Source organism: Pseudomonas paraeruginosa PA7, assembly GCF_000017205.1.
Lineage (GTDB): Bacteria > Pseudomonadota > Gammaproteobacteria > Pseudomonadales > Pseudomonadaceae > Pseudomonas > Pseudomonas paraeruginosa.
This window is the reverse complement of record NC_009656.1, coordinates 5,150,547-5,166,846: the sequence shown is the minus strand read 5'-3', so window position 1 is coordinate 5,166,846 and position 16,300 is coordinate 5,150,547. Positions and strand designations below refer to the sequence as shown.

At 63.5% G+C, this 16,300-nt stretch carries 18 protein-coding genes and 1 other RNA gene; 12 read left to right on the top strand and 7 right to left on the bottom strand.

Annotated features, from left to right (window positions below; all coding sequences use genetic code 11):
- The first annotated feature begins 81 nt into the window (after nt 1-81).
- Entirely contained in the window at nt 82-1,176 is a 1,095-nt protein-coding gene (gene zapE, locus PSPA7_RS23875; protein ID WP_003150430.1) for a cell division protein ZapE, read from the top strand.
- 64 nt (nt 1,177-1,240) lie between these two features.
- On the opposite strand, the gene PSPA7_RS23870 is transcribed toward zapE, so the two are convergent.
- Nucleotides 1,241-2,203: a hypothetical protein gene (locus tag PSPA7_RS23870; protein ID WP_003150429.1), complete on the bottom strand. Its 963-nt coding sequence runs from the start codon at nt 2,201-2,203 to the stop codon at nt 1,241-1,243.
- A 112-nt stretch (nt 2,204-2,315) separates the two neighbouring features.
- Nucleotides 2,316-3,215, bottom strand: a complete 900-nt coding sequence (locus tag PSPA7_RS23865) for a GlxA family transcriptional regulator (protein WP_074197390.1) — start codon at nt 3,213-3,215, stop codon at nt 2,316-2,318.
- A gap of 253 nt (nt 3,216-3,468) precedes the next feature.
- Between PSPA7_RS23865 and PSPA7_RS23860 the strand changes: the two genes are divergently transcribed.
- Nucleotides 3,469-4,614 carry an acyl-CoA dehydrogenase family protein gene (locus tag PSPA7_RS23860; protein WP_003120905.1) on the top strand — a complete coding sequence of 382 codons (1,146 nt, stop codon included), beginning with the start codon at nt 3,469-3,471 and terminating at the stop codon, nt 4,612-4,614.
- Between the two features lie 30 nt (nt 4,615-4,644).
- Here PSPA7_RS23860 and PSPA7_RS23855 read toward each other — a convergent pair whose 3' ends face one another.
- Nucleotides 4,645-5,682, bottom strand: a complete 1,038-nt coding sequence (locus PSPA7_RS23855; RefSeq protein WP_012077203.1) for an NADP(H)-dependent aldo-keto reductase — start codon at nt 5,680-5,682, stop codon at nt 4,645-4,647.
- A 245-nt stretch (nt 5,683-5,927) separates the two neighbouring features.
- Here PSPA7_RS23855 and rplM point away from each other — a divergent pair, with 245 nt between their 5' ends.
- The 7 genes from rplM (at nt 5,928) to PSPA7_RS23820 (ending at nt 10,721) form a co-directional block, all read left to right on the top strand.
- On the top strand, nt 5,928-6,356 hold the full coding sequence (gene rplM / locus PSPA7_RS23850; protein ID WP_003150423.1) for a 50S ribosomal protein L13: 429 nt from the start codon (nt 5,928-5,930) through the stop codon (nt 6,354-6,356).
- Between the two features lie 14 nt (nt 6,357-6,370).
- Complete coding sequence (gene rpsI / locus PSPA7_RS23845) at nt 6,371-6,763, top strand: 30S ribosomal protein S9 (protein ID WP_003150422.1); 393 nt, start codon at nt 6,371-6,373, stop codon at nt 6,761-6,763.
- A 250-nt stretch (nt 6,764-7,013) separates the two neighbouring features.
- The gene (petA, locus tag PSPA7_RS23840) at nt 7,014-7,607 is read left to right on the top strand and encodes a ubiquinol-cytochrome c reductase iron-sulfur subunit (protein WP_003100631.1); all 594 of its coding nucleotides are present in this window, start codon (nt 7,014-7,016) and stop codon (nt 7,605-7,607) included.
- Nucleotides 7,607-8,818, top strand: a complete 1,212-nt coding sequence (locus PSPA7_RS23835; RefSeq protein WP_012077202.1) for a cytochrome b — start codon at nt 7,607-7,609, stop codon at nt 8,816-8,818. Before petA ends, PSPA7_RS23835 begins: the two co-directional genes overlap by 1 nt.
- A complete protein-coding gene (locus tag PSPA7_RS23830; RefSeq protein WP_003150420.1) occupies nt 8,818-9,600 on the top strand; it encodes a cytochrome c1 in 783 nt (260 codons plus the stop codon). The genes PSPA7_RS23835 and PSPA7_RS23830 overlap by 1 nt, the downstream gene beginning before the upstream one ends.
- Nucleotides 9,601-9,684: 84 nt before the next feature.
- Nucleotides 9,685-10,302 (top strand): glutathione S-transferase N-terminal domain-containing protein, encoded by a 618-nt coding sequence (locus tag PSPA7_RS23825; protein WP_003150418.1) that lies wholly within the window; start codon nt 9,685-9,687, stop codon nt 10,300-10,302.
- An 11-nt stretch (nt 10,303-10,313) separates the two neighbouring features.
- The gene (locus PSPA7_RS23820) at nt 10,314-10,721 is read left to right on the top strand and encodes a ClpXP protease specificity-enhancing factor (protein WP_003094153.1); all 408 of its coding nucleotides are present in this window, start codon (nt 10,314-10,316) and stop codon (nt 10,719-10,721) included.
- Nucleotides 10,722-10,778: 57 nt separating this feature from the next.
- Here the strand turns inward: PSPA7_RS23820 and PSPA7_RS23815 are convergent, their stop codons facing one another.
- From PSPA7_RS23815 to PSPA7_RS23800, 4 genes are read right to left on the bottom strand one after another with little or no spacing between them, the layout of a single operon-like run.
- On the bottom strand, nt 10,779-11,357 hold the full coding sequence (locus PSPA7_RS23815) for a BON domain-containing protein (protein ID WP_003150415.1): 579 nt from the start codon (nt 11,355-11,357) through the stop codon (nt 10,779-10,781).
- A complete protein-coding gene (locus PSPA7_RS23810; protein ID WP_012077201.1) occupies nt 11,354-11,947 on the bottom strand; it encodes a phosphoheptose isomerase in 594 nt (197 codons plus the stop codon). Before PSPA7_RS23810 ends, PSPA7_RS23815 begins: the two co-directional genes overlap by 4 nt.
- A 28-nt stretch (nt 11,948-11,975) precedes the next feature.
- A complete protein-coding gene (locus PSPA7_RS23805) occupies nt 11,976-12,353 on the bottom strand; it encodes a YraN family protein (protein ID WP_003150412.1) in 378 nt (125 codons plus the stop codon).
- Nucleotides 12,350-14,164 (bottom strand): penicillin-binding protein activator, encoded by a 1,815-nt coding sequence (locus tag PSPA7_RS23800; protein ID WP_012077200.1) that lies wholly within the window; start codon nt 14,162-14,164, stop codon nt 12,350-12,352. The genes PSPA7_RS23805 and PSPA7_RS23800 overlap by 4 nt, the downstream gene beginning before the upstream one ends.
- A 126-nt stretch (nt 14,165-14,290) precedes the next feature.
- Between PSPA7_RS23800 and rsmI the strand changes: the two genes are divergently transcribed.
- The 3 genes from rsmI (at nt 14,291) to mraZ (ending at nt 16,299) form a co-directional block, all read left to right on the top strand.
- The gene (gene rsmI / locus PSPA7_RS23795; RefSeq protein WP_033998158.1) at nt 14,291-15,139 is read left to right on the top strand and encodes a 16S rRNA (cytidine(1402)-2'-O)-methyltransferase; all 849 of its coding nucleotides are present in this window, start codon (nt 14,291-14,293) and stop codon (nt 15,137-15,139) included.
- 40 nt (nt 15,140-15,179) lie between these two features.
- Nucleotides 15,180-15,529: RNase P RNA component class A (rnpB, locus tag PSPA7_RS30505), an RNA gene on the top strand.
- 314 nt (nt 15,530-15,843) lie between these two features.
- Entirely contained in the window at nt 15,844-16,299 is a 456-nt protein-coding gene (gene mraZ / locus PSPA7_RS23790) for a division/cell wall cluster transcriptional repressor MraZ (protein ID WP_003103101.1), read from the top strand.
- The last annotated feature ends 1 nt before the right edge of the window (nt 16,300 follow it).

The following is a 16,300-nucleotide window of genomic DNA, read 5'->3' as shown; positions in this document are numbered from 1 at the left end:
GCCCTCGACGGATGGCCGATTGCCAAGAGACGGGGTCGTCGCTAAAGTGACGGCCCCGTTTTCGTTGCATTGCTACCGATCATGACGCCCCTCGAGCGCTACCAGGCCGATCTCCAACGCCCCGATTTCTTCCACGATGCCGCACAGGCGAATGCCGTGAAGCATCTGCAACGCCTCTACGACGACCTGGTCGCCGCCGACCATGCCAAGCCCGGCCTGTTCGGCAAGCTGCTCGGCAGGAAGTCCGGCGGGCCGGTCAAGGGCCTGTACTTCTGGGGCGGCGTCGGCCGCGGCAAGACCTACCTGGTGGATACCTTTTTCGAATCGCTGCCGTTCGAGCAGAAGGTGCGCACGCACTTCCACCGCTTCATGAAGCGGGTGCATGAAGAACTGAAGACCCTCAAGGGCGAGAAGAACCCGCTGACCATCATCGGCAAGCGTTTCGCCGACGAGGCGCGGGTGATCTGTTTCGACGAGTTCTTCGTCTCCGACATCACCGACGCGATGATCCTCGCCACGCTGCTGGAAGAGCTGTTCAAGAACGGCGTGAGCCTGGTGGCGACCTCCAACATCGTTCCGGACGGCCTTTACAAGGACGGCCTGCAGCGCGCGCGCTTCCTGCCGGCGATCGCCCTGCTCAAGGAGCATACCGAGATCGTCAACGTCGACAGCGGCGTCGACTATCGACTGCGTGCGCTGGAGCAGGCGGAACTGTTCCACTGGCCGCTCAGCGAGCAGGTCGAGGAGGAGATGGCGCGCAGCTTCAAGGCCCTGACCCCGGACTGCGCCAAGGCCCAGCGCGACGAGGCGCTGATGATCGAGAACCGCGAGATTCGCGCGCGCCTGACCTGCGACGACGTTGCCTGGTTCGAGTTCCGCGAGCTGTGCGACGGCCCGCGCAGCCAGAACGACTACATCGAACTGGCGAAGATCTTCCACGCGGTACTGATCTCCAACGTCGAGCAGATGGGCGTCGCCAAGGACGACATGGCGCGACGCTTCATCAACCTGGTGGACGAGTTCTACGACCGTAGCGTCAAGCTGATCATCTCCGCCGAGGTCGAACTCAAGGACCTCTATAGTGGCGGCCGGCTGGAATTCGAGTTCCAGCGCACCCTCAGCCGTCTGCTGGAAATGCAGTCCCACGAATACCTGACGCGTCCGCACCGGCCCTGATCCGGGGCGGGAACGAGAAAGGGGTTGCCGATGGCAACCCCTTTTTTCATGGGCGCGCGGCGTCTCAACGTTGCGCGGTGTTCTGTTCGAAACCGGCGAGGAGCTTCTTCGCGTGGGCCACTTCGAGGGCTTCCATGGCGTTGATCGGCTTGATCGCCACGGCCTGCTTCAGCTGGCCGATGGCTTTCTCCCGTTCGTCGTCGCCGTATACGTAGGTCAGCGCGTTGGCGTACTCGTAGTGGCCGATCGGCAGGTCGTCGGCCTGGCGGAAGGAGCGGGCGAAATACTGCTCCATCTTGTCGGCGCTGACCCCGTAGGTCATCTTGCCGACCAGCTTGCCGACCTTGCGGATCACTCCCGCCTCGTAACCGCCGTAGAGCGCCAGGGCGAACGGCTGGTTGGGCTGCCTGGCCAGGAGGGCGTCCAGTTCCCTGGGGATCTCGCTGGTATAGCCGCGCTTGAGCACCACCGGTACCGACAGTTCCTCGGCCAGGCGCGCCTTGGCGTAGACGCTGCCGAACTGGGCCACGATATCGGCCTTGACCAGCGGGCCGGCCTGCTCGGTGTAGTCGATCACCTCTTCCAGCAGGCGCTGCTTCTCCGCCTGGGTGGGCGCCAGGAACATGGCGTAGAGCACCTGGGCGAACATTGCCGGGACCTGGCCGCCAACCCCCAGGGCCAGGCCCTGTTCCTTGGCCTTGGCGTAGTCGCCACGGAACAGCAGGCGCCAGACGTCCTGCAGTCGCGCCGCATACTCCGCGGCTTCCTCGGGCCTGCCGGTAAATCCGGTGCCGGCCTTCACGGTCTTTTCCAGGGCGTCGGGGTGCGAGGTGGCCATGCTCACCACCCAGTCGGCGTCCGGATAGGGATAGCTGCCGAAGCCGCGGGTCAGGCGCGGCCAGGCTTCCTTCAACTTGTCGCCGGGATAGTCATAGGCGCTCTGGTCGTAGGGGAAGGCTTTCCAGTGGTCGGCGGCCATGACATTCGTACCGAAGAGGGCCAGGAAGGCGAGCAGATAAAGGCGCATGGCAAAGGTCCGTTCTTGTCGTTGTTCGGAACGCCCGCGTCTGCGGCGGGCCTGCGAGGTTCATGAGAACCCGTGCAGGCCCGCCTGGCTACCCATCCTAGGGATGGCCGGCTCAGCTTTCCTTCTGCAGGAACTGGCGGCGGTAATGGTGGGGGGAGAGCTCCGTGTGCTGGCGAAACAGGCGGGCGAAGAAGCTGGCGTCGTCGTAGCCGACTTCGTAGCTGATCGTCTTGATGCTCTTGCGGGTACTCGACAACAGGCCCTTGGCGGTCTCGATGCGCAGGCGCTGCAGGTAGTGCAGTGGCTTGTCGCCGGTGGCCGCCTGGAAGCGCCGCATGAAGTTGCGGATGCTCATGCCGTGGTCGCGGGCGACATCCTCGAAACGGAACTTGTCGGCGAAGTGGTCTTCCAGCCATTGCTGGATCTGCAGGATCGTCGGGTCGTGGTGCAGTTTCTGCCCGCCGAAGCCGATGCGTCCCGGGGTGTAGCTGCGCTGCACCTCGTAGAGGGTATCGCGGGCCACCGCCTGGGCCACCGGACCGCCGCAGAAGCGTTCGATCAGGTAGATGTACAGGTCGCAGGCGGAGGTGACGCCGCTGGCGCAGAACAGGTCGTCGGCGTCGGTGAGGTGTTTTTCCTGGTTGAGCAGCACATTCGGAAAGCGCTCGGCGAATTCCCGGTAGAAACGCCAGTAGGTGGTCGCTTCCTTGCCGTCCAGCAGCCCCGCCCGGGCCAGCCAGAAGACCCCGGTGGCCTCGCCGCATAGCGCGGTGCCCTCGGCGTGGCTGCGGCGCAGCCAGGGGACGATCTGCGGATAGCGCCGCTCGAGGGCGTCGAAGTCGCCCCAGAAGGCTGGCAGGACCACGATATCGCAGGCGGCGAGGGGGCCGTCGACGGCGATGCTGTCGCCGCTGAAGCTGCGTACCGGCTGGCCGTCGGGGCTGAGGATGCGCGTACGGAAGGCCGGCTGCAGGCCGAGGCCCTGCTGCTTGCCGTGGCGCAGGCTGGCCATGTGGAAGAAGTCCTTGGCCTGCATCAGGGTCGAGGCGAAGACGCCGTCGATGGCGACGATGCCGACATGTTTCAGCACCGGGGCGGATTGAGCGCGCATGGATTTTTATCGTTGTTGTGAGTAAGGGAAAGCGGTCAAAAGGCGGCTGGATCGTCTTATTTTTTGGCGCAACTGTCCAGTGCGTCGGTCGGGGCATTTCCCTACAGTCGAAGGCCTGCCGCGTGCGGCCAATCCGATCCCAGACCGTTTCCAGGTGACCACGATGATACCGAGAACCCTGTTCAGCTCCGACCACGAACTGTTCCGCGACAGCGTGCGCAAGTTCCTCGAACAGGAGGCCGTGCCTTTCCATCACCAGTGGGAAAAGGATGGGCATGTCGACCGCGCGCTCTGGAACAAGGCCGGCGAGGCCGGAATGCTCTGTTCGCACCTGCCGGAGGAATATGGCGGGATGGGCGCGGACTTCCTCTACAGCGCGGTGGTCATCGAAGAAATCGGTCGGGCCGGGCTGACCGGGATCGGCTTCTCCCTGCATTCGGACATCGCCGCACCCTACATCCTCCACTACGGCAGCGAGGCGCTGAAGCGCAAGTACCTGCCGAAGCTGGTATCCGGCGAGATGGTCGCGGCCATCGCCATGACCGAACCGGGCGCCGGCTCCGACCTGCAAGGGGTGAAGACCACCGCGGTACTGGATGGCGACGAGTATGTCATCAATGGTTCGAAGACCTTCATCACCAACGGCTTCCTCGCCGACCTGGTGATCGTGGTGGCGAAGACCGATCCGAAGGCTGGCGCCAAGGGCATAAGCCTGTTCGTGGTCGAGGCGGGTACGCCGGGCTTCAGCAAGGGCAAGCGACTGGAGAAGGTCGGGATGAAGGCCCAGGACACCTCCGAACTGTTCTTCCAGGATGTGCGGATTCCCCGGGAGAACCTGCTCGGCAAGGACGGCCAGGGATTCATCTACCTGATGCAGGAGCTGCCGCAGGAGCGCCTGACCGTCGGTATCGGCGCGCTGGCGTCGGCCGAGGCGGCCCTGCAATGGACGCTCGACTACACTCGCGAGCGCAAGGCGTTCGGCAAGTCGGTGGCGGATTTCCAGAACACCCGTTTCAAGCTGGCGGAAATGGCCACCGAGATCCAGGTCGGCCGGGTCTTCGTCGATCGCTGCATGGAGCAGCATCTCCAGGGCAAGCTGGACGTACCCACCGCCGCCATGTGCAAGTACTGGACGACGGACCTGCAATGCAAGGTGCTCGACGAATGCGTGCAATTGCACGGCGGCTACGGCTTCATGTGGGAATACCCGGTGGCGCGGGCCTGGGCCGATGCCCGGGTGCAGCGGATCTACGCCGGTACCAACGAGATCATGAAGGAGATCATCGCACGGGCGCTGTGACGCGCTCCCGGCCGCCGGGCCCTGGAGAGCTCAGGGCGCCGGGTTCGGTTGCTCCCGGTGGATCGCGTCGATAGCGGCGAGCACTTCCTCGTCCAGCTTCAGGTGGATGCTGCCAAGGTTGGTTTCCAGTTGTTCCAGCGAGGTGGCGCCGATGATGTTGCTGCTGACGAACGACCGCGAGGTGACATAGGCCAGCGCCATCTGCGCCGGCTCCAGCCCATGCTCGCGGGCGAGCGCCACGTAGCGCGCGCAGGCCGCCTCGGCCTGCGGGTTGGTGTAGCGGGTGAAGCGGCTGTAGAGACTGATGCGCGCGCTGGCCGGACGGGCGCCATTCCCGTACTTGCCGGAAAGCATGCCGAAGGCCATTGGCGAGTAGGCCAGCAGGCCACATTGTTCACGGATGGCGATCTCCGCCAGGCCGACCTCGAAGCTGCGGTTGAGCAGGTTGTAGGGGTTCTGGATAGACACCGCGCGCGGCCAGCCGCGCTCCTCGGCGAGCCTGAGGAAGGTCATGGTGCCCCAGGGCGTTTCGTTGGACAGGCCTATATGGCGGATCTTGCCGGCGCGCACCTGCTCGTCGAGCACTTCCAGGGTTTCCTCCAGGGGGGTGAAGCTCTCCTCCTGGTGCTGGTAACCGAGCTGGCCGAAGAAGTTGGTGCGCCGTTCGGGCCAGTGCAACTGGTAGAGGTCCAGCCAGTCGGTCTGCAGGCGCTGCAGGCTGGCGTCGAGAGCGGCGACGATGTGGTGGCGGTTGAACCTGAGGTTGCCGTCGCGCACATGGCTGATGCCGTTGCCGGGGCCGGCGATCTTGCTGGCGAGGATCCAGTCGGCGCGGTCGCCGCTGCGGCGGAACCAGTTGCCGATGATGCGCTCGGTGCTGGCATAGGTTTCCGCGCGCGGCGGCACCGGGTACATCTCCGCGGTATCCATGAAATTGATCCCGGCGGCCTTGGCCCTGGCGATCTGGGCGAACGCCTCTTCCTCGCTGTTCTGCTCGCCCCAGGTCATGGTGCCGAGGCACAGGGCGCTGACTTTCAGGTCGGTGCGGCCGAGCGGGCGATACTGCATGCGGGTGTCCTCGTGAAATTAAGTGGTTAATGCGGTTGTAAATTCTGGCGAAATCTGCATAATTCCGCAGCCTTTCATCGGCGGGGGATGCCTAGCCTGCCGATCGATATATCTAGTCGTTACGGACGCACACCGACCCGAGCCCCAATTCGTGTCTGTTTTCGGCTGTCCTTGACTTGTCAAGGCAACCACTGTCCAGTAAGATTCGCCGTCTTATTTTCAGGCGGCCCCTGAGGCTATAACGAATGAAAACCTATACCGCGAAACCGGAAACTGTACAGCGCGACTGGTTCGTCGTCGACGCTGCCGGCCAGACCCTGGGTCGTCTGGCGACCGAAATTGCCCGCCGCCTGCGTGGCAAGCACAAGCCTGAGTACACTCCGCACGTTGATACCGGCGACTACATCGTCGTCATCAACGCCGAGCAGGTGCGTGTGACCGGTGCCAAGACCACCGACAAGATGTACTACCACCACTCCGGCTTCCCGGGCGGCATCAAGTCGATCAACTTCGAGAAGCTGATCGCCAAGGCCCCTGAGCGCGTCATCGAGACCGCTGTGAAAGGCATGCTGCCGAAGAACCCTCTGGGTCGCGATATGTATCGCAAGCTGAAGGTGTACAAGGGTGCCAACCACCCGCACACCGCTCAGCAGCCCCAAGAACTGAAGATTTAACGGGATAGCTCATTATGTCGGCGACTCAAAATTACGGCACTGGCCGTCGTAAGACCGCTACCGCTCGCGTCTTCCTGCGTCCGGGTACTGGCAAGATTTCCATCAACAACCGCGGCCTCGACCAGTTCTTCGGTCGTGAAACCGCTCGCATGGTCGTGCGTCAGCCGCTCGAGCTGACCGAGACCGTCGAGAAGTTCGACATCTTCGTCACCGTCGTCGGCGGTGGTGTAAGTGGTCAGGCTGGCGCGATCCGTCACGGCATCACCCGTGCCCTGATCGAATACGACGAAACCCTGCGCAGCCCGCTGCGCAAGGCCGGCTACGTGACCCGCGATGCCCGCGAAGTCGAGCGTAAGAAAGTCGGTCTGCGTAAAGCGCGTAAGCGTCCGCAGTACTCCAAGCGTTAAGTCGACGCTTGATGAAAAACGCCCACCTCTTCGGAGCTGGGCGTTTTTTTATGTCTACGCTCTACTCTCTGCGGCAAGGTGTCGCATGGCCGGAGAGCGCGCCCTGCAAGGGTTTCGGGCTGTTTGTGTCAGGCTATTACCTTGTCATCAAAGGGGGTTTTCTTTACCATTTGGCGAATTTTTTGCGCGGCTCGAATTTTTACTTAAAGGCCTGATTAGAACAGGTCTGAAGCTGATGGGAGACGACTGAATGAGTAATGACGGCGTGAATGCAGGCCGGCGTCGCTTCCTCGTCGCGGCCACTTCTGTGGTTGGCGCGGCGGGAGCGGTGGGTGCTGCGGTCCCGTTCGTAGGGTCATGGTTCCCCAGTGCCAAAGCCAAGGCTGCTGGCGCGCCGGTGCAGGTGAACGTGGGCAAGATCGATCCAGGTCAGCAGATCATCGCTGAATGGCGCGGCAAGCCCGTATTCATCGTGCACCGTACGAAGGAGATGCTGGACGCCCTGCCGAGCCTCGAAGGACAACTGGCCGACCCGGACTCCAAGGCCTCGGAGCAGCCGGAGTACGTCGATCCCAAGCTTCGCTCGATCAAGCCGGAACTGGCGGTGATCGTCGGCATCTGCACCCACCTGGGCTGCTCGCCGACCTTCCGTCCCGAAGTCGCCCCTGCCGACCTCGGTCCGGACTGGAAGGGTGGCTATTTCTGCCCTTGCCACGGCTCCCACTACGACCTCGCCGGTCGTGTCTACAAGGGCCAGCCTGCGCCGCTGAACCTGCCGATTCCGCCTTATACGTTCGATGCTGACGATGTCATCACCATCGGCGTGGACCAGGAGAAAGCCTGATGAACAAGTTCATGGCTTGGGTCGATGCGCGTTTTCCCGCGACCAAGATGTGGGAAGACCATCTGAGCAAGTACTACGCACCGAAGAACTTCAACTTCTGGTATTTCTTCGGCTCCCTGGCGCTGCTGGTGCTGGTGAACCAGATCCTCACCGGTATCTGGCTGACCATGAGCTTCACGCCGTCGGCCGAAGAGGCGTTCGCCTCCGTCGAATACATCATGCGCGATGTCGACTACGGCTGGATCATTCGCTACATGCACTCCACCGGTGCATCGGCGTTCTTCATCGTGGTCTACCTGCACATGTTCCGCGGCCTGCTCTACGGCTCCTATCAGAAGCCGCGCGAGCTGGTGTGGATCTTCGGCATGCTGATCTACCTGGCGCTGATGGCCGAGGCCTTCATGGGCTACCTGCTGCCTTGGGGCCAGATGTCCTACTGGGGCGCCCAGGTGATCATTTCCCTGTTCGGCGCGATTCCGGTGGTCGGCGAAGACCTGGCCCAGTGGATCCGTGGTGACTTCCTGATCTCCGGCATCACCCTGAACCGCTTCTTCGCCCTGCACGTGATCGCCCTGCCGATCGTCCTGCTCGGCCTGGTCGTGCTGCACATCCTGGCGCTGCACGAAGTCGGTTCGAACAACCCGGACGGCGTGGACATCAAGAAGAAGAAGGACGAGAACGGCGTACCGCTGGACGGCATCGCGTTCCATCCGTACTACACCGTGAAGGACATCGTCGGCGTCGTGGTGTTCCTGTTCATCTTCTGCACCGTGATCTTCTTCTTCCCGGAAATGGGCGGCTACTTCCTCGAGAAGCCCAACTTCGAGATGGCCAACCAGTTCAAGACCCCCGAGCACATCGCTCCGGTCTGGTACTTCACCCCGTTCTACGCGATCCTCCGCGCGGTTCCGGACAAGCTGATGGGCGTGGTGGCAATGGGTGCGGCGATCGCCGTGCTGTTCGTCCTGCCGTGGCTGGATCGCAGCCCGGTTCGCTCGATCCGCTACAAGGGCTGGCTGAGCAAGCTGTGGCTGGTGATCTTCGCGGTGTCCTTCGTGATCCTCGGCTACTACGGCGCCCAGGCTCCGAGCCCGCTGGGTACTACCCTGTCGCGCATTTGCACCGTCCTGTATTTCGCCTTCTTCATCCTGATGCCGTTCTACACCCGGATGGAGAAGACCAAACCGGTTCCGGAAAGGGTGACTGGCTGATGAAAAAGCAATTCGCTGCACTGATCCTGGCGGTACTGCCAGTCCTGGGTTTCGCCGCCGGCGGCCATGGGCCGCAACTGGACCATGTCGATATCGACCTGACCGACAAGGCGGCCATGCAGGATGGCGCGCGTACCTTCGCCAACTACTGCATGGGCTGTCATAGCGCCAAGTTCCAGCGTTACGAGCGCGTCGCCACCGACCTGGGCATTCCTGCCGATCTGATGATGGAAAAGCTGGTATTCACCGGCGCCAAGATCGGCGATCACATGGATATCGGCATGAAGCCGGCCGACGCCAAGACCTGGTTCGGCGCCGCTCCGCCGGACCTGACCCTGGTCGCCCGCGTACGTGGCACCGACTGGCTGTACAGCTACCTGCGTTCGTTCTACGAGGATCCCAAGCGTCCGTGGGGCGTGAACAACGTGGTCTTCCCGAACGTCGGCATGCCGAACGTCCTGGCTCCCCTGCAGGGACGCCAGGTGATCGGCTGCAAGCAGGTGCAGGTGGTCGAGGATGGCAAGAAGCAGTTCGACCCGCTGACCGGCACCCCGCTGACCCACGAAGCCTGTGACCAGCTGACCGTGGTGCCGAAGACCGGCGAGCTGAACGAAGCCCAGTTCGACGAGAAGGTCAAGAACCTGGTGACCTTCCTGGCCTATTCGGCCAACCCGAACAAACTGGCCTCCGAGCGTATCGGTACCTACGTCCTGCTCTACCTGGCCTTCTTCTTCGTATTCGCCTATCTCCTCAAGCGCGAGTACTGGAAGGACGTGCACTAACCCGCACGTTGGTCTCGAAGCGCGCGCCCTCCGGGGCGCGCGCGTCTTTTCACCTCCCACAAGTCGACCTGCGAGGAGGGCTCCATGGCTTCGATCAACAAGCTGACCTGCTATTCCGACCCTGCCGATCATTACTGCCATCGCATCCGCCTGGTCCTGGCCGAGAAGAATGTGAGCGTGGACGTGGTCGATATCCAGGCGGGGCGCTGTCCGCCGGAGCTGGCGGAGGTCAACCCCTACGGCAGCGTGCCGACCCTGGTCGATCGCGACTTGGCGCTGTACGAACCGACGGTGGTCATGGAATACCTCGACGAGCGCTACCCACATCCGCCACTCTTGCCCGACTATCCGGTGAAGCGTGCCAACAGCCGCTTGTTGATCCATCGTATCCAGCGGGACTGGTGTGCCCTGGTGGACCGGATCCTCGATGCGCGCAGCAAGGAGGCCGAGCGGGCGTTGGCGCGCAAGGAGTTGCGCGAGAGCCTGACCGGCGTTTCCCCGCTGTTCGCCGACAAGGCGTACTTCCTCAGCGAGGACTTCAGCCTGGTGGATTGCTGCCTGCTGCCGATCCTCTGGCGCCTCCCCGTACTGGGCATCGAGTTGCCGCGGCAGGCCAAGCCGTTGCTCGACTACATGGAGCGCGGCTTCGCCCGGGACAGCTTCCGGGCCAGCCTGTCTTCCGTTGAACGAGATATGCGTTAAGGAACATGAAGATGAATTCCAGCCGTCCCTATCTGGTCCGCGCGCTCTACGAATGGATCGTCGACAACGACTGCACGCCGCACATCCTGGTGAACGCCGAGTTCGCCGGGGTAAAGGTGCCTCCGGGGTACGCCAGCGATGGGCAGATCGTGCTCAATGTCTCGCCCTCGGCCGTGCGCCATCTGCACATGGACAACGAGGCGGTGAGCTTCGAGGGGCGTTTCGGGGGCGTGGCCCAGAGCCTGTACATTCCCGCGCTGGCGGTGATGGCCATCTATGCCAGGGAGAACGGCCAGGGCATGGTCTTCGATCTGGAGCAGCCAGGTCCGGTGGACGACGAGCCGGGTGATGACGACGGTGGACCGTCCGATGAGCCGCCGCGTCCCAGCGGCAGGCCGTCGCTGAAGGTGGTCAAGTAGACGGCGAGCAATGAAAAAAGGCGATCGAAGGATCGCCTTTTTTCGTTCTGGCGTTCGTCAGTTTATGTATTCGAACAGCTTGACGATCTTCTGCACGCCGTCGACGCCTTGGGCGACACGGACGGCCTGGGCGGCCTCCTGCTGGTTGACCAGGCCCATCATGTAGACGATGCCGTTCTCGGTGACCACCTTGATCCGCGAGGAAGGCACGTTGGGGTCGCTGAGCATCTGGGTCTTCAGCTTGGTGGTGATCCAGGTGTCATTGTTGCGCGCGAGCAGGGAGGAGGGCGCGGTCACCTGCAGCTCGTTATGCACGTTCTTGACCTTCTGCACCGTGCGCGCGGCCTGCTCGGCCTTGCTCTTGAGGTCGGCGCGCGGGGTCTGGCCGGCGATCAGCACGATGCCGTTGTAGCTGACCACGACGATGTGGGAATCCTTGTCCAGGGCCGGATCGGCCTTGGCGATGTTCACCGCGGCCTTGGTCTCGATCAGCGAGTCGTCGATCTTGCTGCCGATGGTGCGGGTCCCGCGATCATCGTCGATCGGCTTGTCCCGGGTGGCGCTGAGGAAACTGCTGCAGCCTCCCAGGGCCAGGCTCAGGGCCAGGGTGGCGGCGACGAAGGCGGTACGGCTCATTCTTCACTCCCGAACAGTTGGCGGTCGATCAGGTCGCACAGGCAGTGGATGGCCAGCAGGTGGACTTCCTGGATGCGCGCGGTGATCTTGGACGGAACGCGGATCTCCACGTCTTCCGGCAGCAGCAGGGAGGCCATGCCGCCGCCGTCGCGGCCGGTCAGGGCGACCACCACCATCTCGCGGTCGTGGGCGGCCTGGATGGCCTGGATCACATTGGCCGAGTTGCCGCTGGTGGAGATCGCCAGCAGGACGTCGCCTGGCTGGCCCAGGGCGCGGATCTGCTTGGAGAAGACTTCGTTGTAGCTGTAGTCGTTGGCGATCGAGGTGATGGTTGAGCTGTCGGTGGTCAGGGCCACGGCCGGCAGGCTCGGACGTTCGCGCTCGAAGCGGTTGAGCAGTTCGGAGGAAAAATGCTGGGCATCGCCGGCCGAGCCGCCATTGCCGCAGGAGAGGATCTTGCCCTCGTTGAGCAGCGCATTGACCATCACCAGGCTGGCCTGCTCGATATAGGGGGGCAGAACCTCCAGCGCTTGCTGCTTGGTCTCGATGCTGGCCTGGAAGAGCTGGCGGATACGGTGTTGCATGTCCATCGGTAATGACCTTCGGTGGGGCGGCTGTTCAGGCGTCGAACGCGTTCTGAATCCAGTCCAGTCGCGGTGGTGATTGTCCGTCGCTGGTATCGACGGTGACCACATCGAAGCGACAGGGCCGTTTGGCCCAGCGCGCCTCCTGTTGCAGGAAAAGTTCGGCGGAGAGGATCAGGCGCTGACGCTTGCGCGCGTCGATGCTCTCCAGCGCTCCACCCCAGGCGCGATGCCGGCGGGAGCGGACTTCGACGAATACTACTGTATCGCCGTCGAGCATGACCAGATCGAGCTCCCCCCGGCGGCAGGTCCAATTCTTGCCAAGTGTGGCAAGGCCCTGGCGAAGGAGGTGGGCGCAGGCCATTTCCTCGGCCTGGCGCCCCTTGTCCCGGGAGTTCGCTCTATCGGTCAAAAGCTGGTGGTCCCCAGCGGCTGGACCTGGCCGTTGCGGAATTCGGCCCATTGCAGCTGGCGTTCGATACGCTGGGCCGGGTTGAGGCTCAGGGTGCCGGTCAGGCCGTCGATCTGCAGGCTCGGTACGGCCTTCAGTTCGGGCAGGCGCGGAGCCAGTCGGTAGGCGTCGACGCCCATGGCGTAGAGCCGGCCCATGCTGCCATTGGCCTGCGGCCACTGGGCGGCGACCTGCTGGCGGGTCGGGTCGCTGGGGTTGAGCAGCCACGGGGTCTCGCAGAAGCGGATGCCGTTGAGGTCCTGGTCCTGGGTCGGGTTGTTGGTCCCGGTGTAGAGGTGCGAGGTGGCGTACACCGGAAGGTCGCCGGCGTACTGGAAGGCCAGGGTCGGCTTGATCTGGCGGGCCTGCTGCGGGGTGGCGGCGAGGAACACGAAGTCGATGTCCTGGCGGCGTGACGGCTGGGTGGCGATCTGGCTGCCCAGGGCACCTTGCAGGCGCTGGGCGCGGCCTTCGCTCTGGCGCAGTTGCAGCAGGTCGGCGATCTGTTGCGCCAGTTGTACCGGCTGGTCGACGTGCTCGGCGGCGATCAGGCTGCCACCGGCGGCCTGCCAGCTCTGGCTGAAGGCGGCCAGGACGCGGTCACCCCATTCGCCGCGCGGCACCAGCGCCACGGCGCGGCGCATGCCATCGCCCCAGGCGCGGCTGGCTACCGCGCGGGCTTCGTCTTCGGCGGCGAGGCCGAACTGGAACAGCTGTGCCGGACCTTCCTGGCTGTTGTCGCCATAATTGAGCGCGAGGGTGGTGATCGGCAGTTGCTCGCGGCTGGCCAGTTGCTTGACCAGTGGCTTCTCCAGCGGGCCGACGACCAGTTCGACGCCGTCGGCCTGCGCCTGGCGATAGAAGTCGTCCACCGAGCGCACCTGGGTGCTGTCGTAGAGCTTGATCGAGGGAGGGTTCTGACCGGCCTGCTGGGCCTGGTAGTGGGCTGCGAGGAAGCCGTCCTGCAGGGCGCGTGCAACGTTGGCCAGCTGGCCTTGCTGCGGCAGCAACAGAGCGATGCGGGTCAGCGGCTGCTGGGACAGGGTCTTGAGTTTTTCCAGCGCGGCCGGCAGGTGTTTGGCAGCCGGGTGTTCCGGGTTCTGCTGCTGCCAGCTCTGGATGCTGGCCTGCTGTTGCTGCAGGGTCGGCGAGGTCTTGGTGATGCGCGCCAGGGCCAGCCAGCCGCTGAGGTCGCCTTCGCTGGCGCTCGGTTGCAACTGGTCGACCGGCAGGCTGCTGACCAGGCTCCAGATCTTCTCCTGGTTTTCGAGTACCGCCGGGCCTTCGAGCAGTGGTGCGAAGTAGATGCGCTCCTTGGCTGCCGCGAGGACCTGGCCGTCGGCGGCGAGGGCCTGGGCCTTGGCGCGTTGGGTACGCACCTGCTGGGTCACCGGCAGTTCGCCGAGATGCTGCATGCTCGGGTGCTGCAGGGCCTGCAGGGCGGCCTTGGGCTTGTTGCGGGCGAGGGCGAGTTCGGCGCCGAGGGTGCTGGCGAAGACCTGCTGGGCCGGTTTCAGGGTTTCCAGGGGAATCTGCCCGAGAATGGCGCTGGAGCGTGCCAGGTCCTTCTGCTGGTAGGCCAGGTCCGCGGCCGAGAGGCGCAGCAGGGCGGCTTCTTCCGGCTTGCTCTGGCTGGCCTGCTGCAACAATTGCTCGATGCTGGCATTCGGCGTACGGGGAAGTTCGCCCAGTCCGGAGTTGGACGAGGTCGCGCAGGCGGTCAGCAGACCGGCCAGGATCAAAGCAGAAAGCGGACGCAAGCAAGCGATCATATCGGGCTTCTCATGGCGCATACACAAAGAGTCGCCGATTGTACCGGAGCCCCGCGCCGGGTGCGATGGCGGCACCCTGAATCGCGATACAATGCCATCTTTTCAGATAGCTCCCGAGGTGTTTTCGTGTCAGCAGGCACTCTGTTCGTAGTGGCGACCCCGATCGGCAATCTCGACGACATCACCCCGCGTGCCCTGCGGGTGTTGCGCGAGGTGGCGCTGGTGGCCGCGGAGGATACGCGCCATTCGATCCGCCTGTTCCAGCACTTCGGCATCGAGACGCCGCTGGCCGCCTGCCACGAACACAACGAGCGCGAGGAGGGCGGCCGTTTCATCTCCCGCCTGCAGTCCGGCGACGACGTGGCGCTGATCTCGGACGCCGGTACCCCGCTGATTTCCGATCCCGGCTTCCACCTGGTACGCCAGGCGCAGGCGCTGGGTATCCGGGTCGTCCCGGTGCCGGGCTCCTGCGCGCTGATCGCGGCGCTGTCGGCGGCGGGATTGCCGTCGGACCGGTTCATCTTCGAAGGTTTCCTGCCCGCCAAGGCTGCGGGACGGCGCAGCCGCCTCCAGGCGGTACAGGAAGAGCCGCGTACGCTGATTTTCTACGAGGCGCCCCATCGTCTGCTGGAAAGCCTGGCGGACATGCGCGACGTGTTCGGCGGGGAGCGCCGTGCGGTGCTGGCGCGGGAGCTGAGCAAGACCTTCGAGACCATCCGCAGCCTACCGTTGGCCGAACTGCACGATTGGGTCGCGTCGGACAGCAACCAGCAGCGCGGCGAGTGCGTTGTGCTGGTGGCGGGGTGGCAGGCGCCGGAAGGCGAGGAGTCGATCGGTGCAGAGGCGCTCAGGGTGCTCGACCTGCTGCTTGCCGAGCTGCCGTTGAAGAAAGCCGCGGCGCTGGCGGCGGAAATCACCGGGGTGCGAAAAAACCTTTTGTATCAACAGGCTTTGCAGCGCCAAGGGAAGAGTTGAGCTTGTTCTTCGCGCCTGCTCCCGCTAACCTTGTCGGCGGAGAGTCGATTGGGCAGTCGCTGTCGCGCAATAGCGCGGTGGAGGAAAGTCCGGGCTCCATAGGGCAGAGTGCCAGGTAACGCCTGGGAGGCGCGAGCCTACGGAAAGTGCCACAGAAAATAACCGCCTAAGCGCAGCAGCGCCGGTAAGGGTGAAAAGGTGCGGTAAGAGCGCACCGCACGGCTGGCAACAGTGCGTGGCTAGGTAAACCCCACTCGGAGCAAGACCAAATAGGAATCCATTGGCGCGGCCCGCGTTGGATTCGGGTAGGTCGCTTGAGGCGTACAGTGATGTGCGTCCCAGAGGAATGGCTGTCCTCGACAGAACCCGGCTTATAGATCGACTCTCCCACTTCTTCCCACTCTCTTCGCTTTTTCCCGGTTTTATCCGTCCGTCGCAAAAGCGAAAAGCCGCAACTCTTGATAAATCACTTTAAGTTCGAAGGCTAAGACTTTGGACTTATTGTGTTTTGTCATCTCTTTTACTTCTAAAAGCGCTCCGCAACCTTCCAAAAGCACGCTAAATCTCCGTCCTGTAAGGATTTTTCACTTCTGACGCGCCTTGACGGTGGGGAGTGTGGATTTCTATAGTGTGCAGAAGTGGTATGAAGTGGGTAAAAGTGGGATCAATTGGCATGGAAAGCCAACCACAGGGGAAGCGCTGACGTGTTTCGCGGAGCTAATGCCATCAGTCTCGACGCCAAAGGGCGCCTCGCGATGCCGAGTCGGTATCGTGACGAGCTCGTTTCGCGTTGTGCCGGCCAGCTCATCGTCACCATCGATGCAGTCGACCCTTGCCTCACCGTCTACCCCTTGCCCGAATGGGAACTGATCGAAGCCAAGCTGCGCGAGTTGCCGTCCCTGCGTGAGGAGACCCGGCGCCTGCAGCGACTGCTGATCGGTAATGCCGTCGATCTGGAACTGGACGGAAACGGGCGTTTCCTGATTCCGCCGCGCCTGCGCGAGTACGCCAAGCTGGACAAGCGGGCGATGCTGGTGGGGCAACTGAACAAGTTTCAGTTGTGGGATGAGGATGCCTGGAACGCCATGGCTGAAGCCGACCTGGCGGCAATCAAACAACCCGGTGGGCTGCCGGACGAACTACGCGACCTGATCCTTTGAC

Coding starts and splice junctions, on each gene's coding strand:
- zapE (WP_003150430.1), top strand. CDS start 82: ATGACGCCCCTCGAGCGCTACCAGGCCGATCTCCAACGCCCCGATTTC.
- PSPA7_RS23870 (WP_003150429.1), bottom strand. CDS start 2,203: ATGCGCCTTTATCTGCTCGCCTTCCTGGCCCTCTTCGGTACGAATGTC.
- PSPA7_RS23865 (WP_074197390.1), bottom strand. CDS start 3,215: ATGGCCAGCCTGCGCCACGGCAAGCAGCAGGGCCTCGGCCTGCAGCCG.
- PSPA7_RS23855 (WP_012077203.1), bottom strand. CDS start 5,682: ATGCAGTATCGCCCGCTCGGCCGCACCGACCTGAAAGTCAGCGCCCTG.
- rplM (WP_003150423.1), top strand. CDS start 5,928: ATGAAAACCTATACCGCGAAACCGGAAACTGTACAGCGCGACTGGTTC.
- rpsI (WP_003150422.1), top strand. CDS start 6,371: ATGTCGGCGACTCAAAATTACGGCACTGGCCGTCGTAAGACCGCTACC.
- petA (WP_003100631.1), top strand. CDS start 7,014: ATGAGTAATGACGGCGTGAATGCAGGCCGGCGTCGCTTCCTCGTCGCG.
- PSPA7_RS23835 (WP_012077202.1), top strand. CDS start 7,607: ATGAACAAGTTCATGGCTTGGGTCGATGCGCGTTTTCCCGCGACCAAG.
- PSPA7_RS23830 (WP_003150420.1), top strand. CDS start 8,818: ATGAAAAAGCAATTCGCTGCACTGATCCTGGCGGTACTGCCAGTCCTG.
- PSPA7_RS23825 (WP_003150418.1), top strand. CDS start 9,685: ATGGCTTCGATCAACAAGCTGACCTGCTATTCCGACCCTGCCGATCAT.
- PSPA7_RS23820 (WP_003094153.1), top strand. CDS start 10,314: ATGAATTCCAGCCGTCCCTATCTGGTCCGCGCGCTCTACGAATGGATC.
- PSPA7_RS23815 (WP_003150415.1), bottom strand. CDS start 11,357: ATGAGCCGTACCGCCTTCGTCGCCGCCACCCTGGCCCTGAGCCTGGCC.
- PSPA7_RS23810 (WP_012077201.1), bottom strand. CDS start 11,947: ATGGACATGCAACACCGTATCCGCCAGCTCTTCCAGGCCAGCATCGAG.
- PSPA7_RS23800 (WP_012077200.1), bottom strand. CDS start 14,164: ATGATCGCTTGCTTGCGTCCGCTTTCTGCTTTGATCCTGGCCGGTCTG.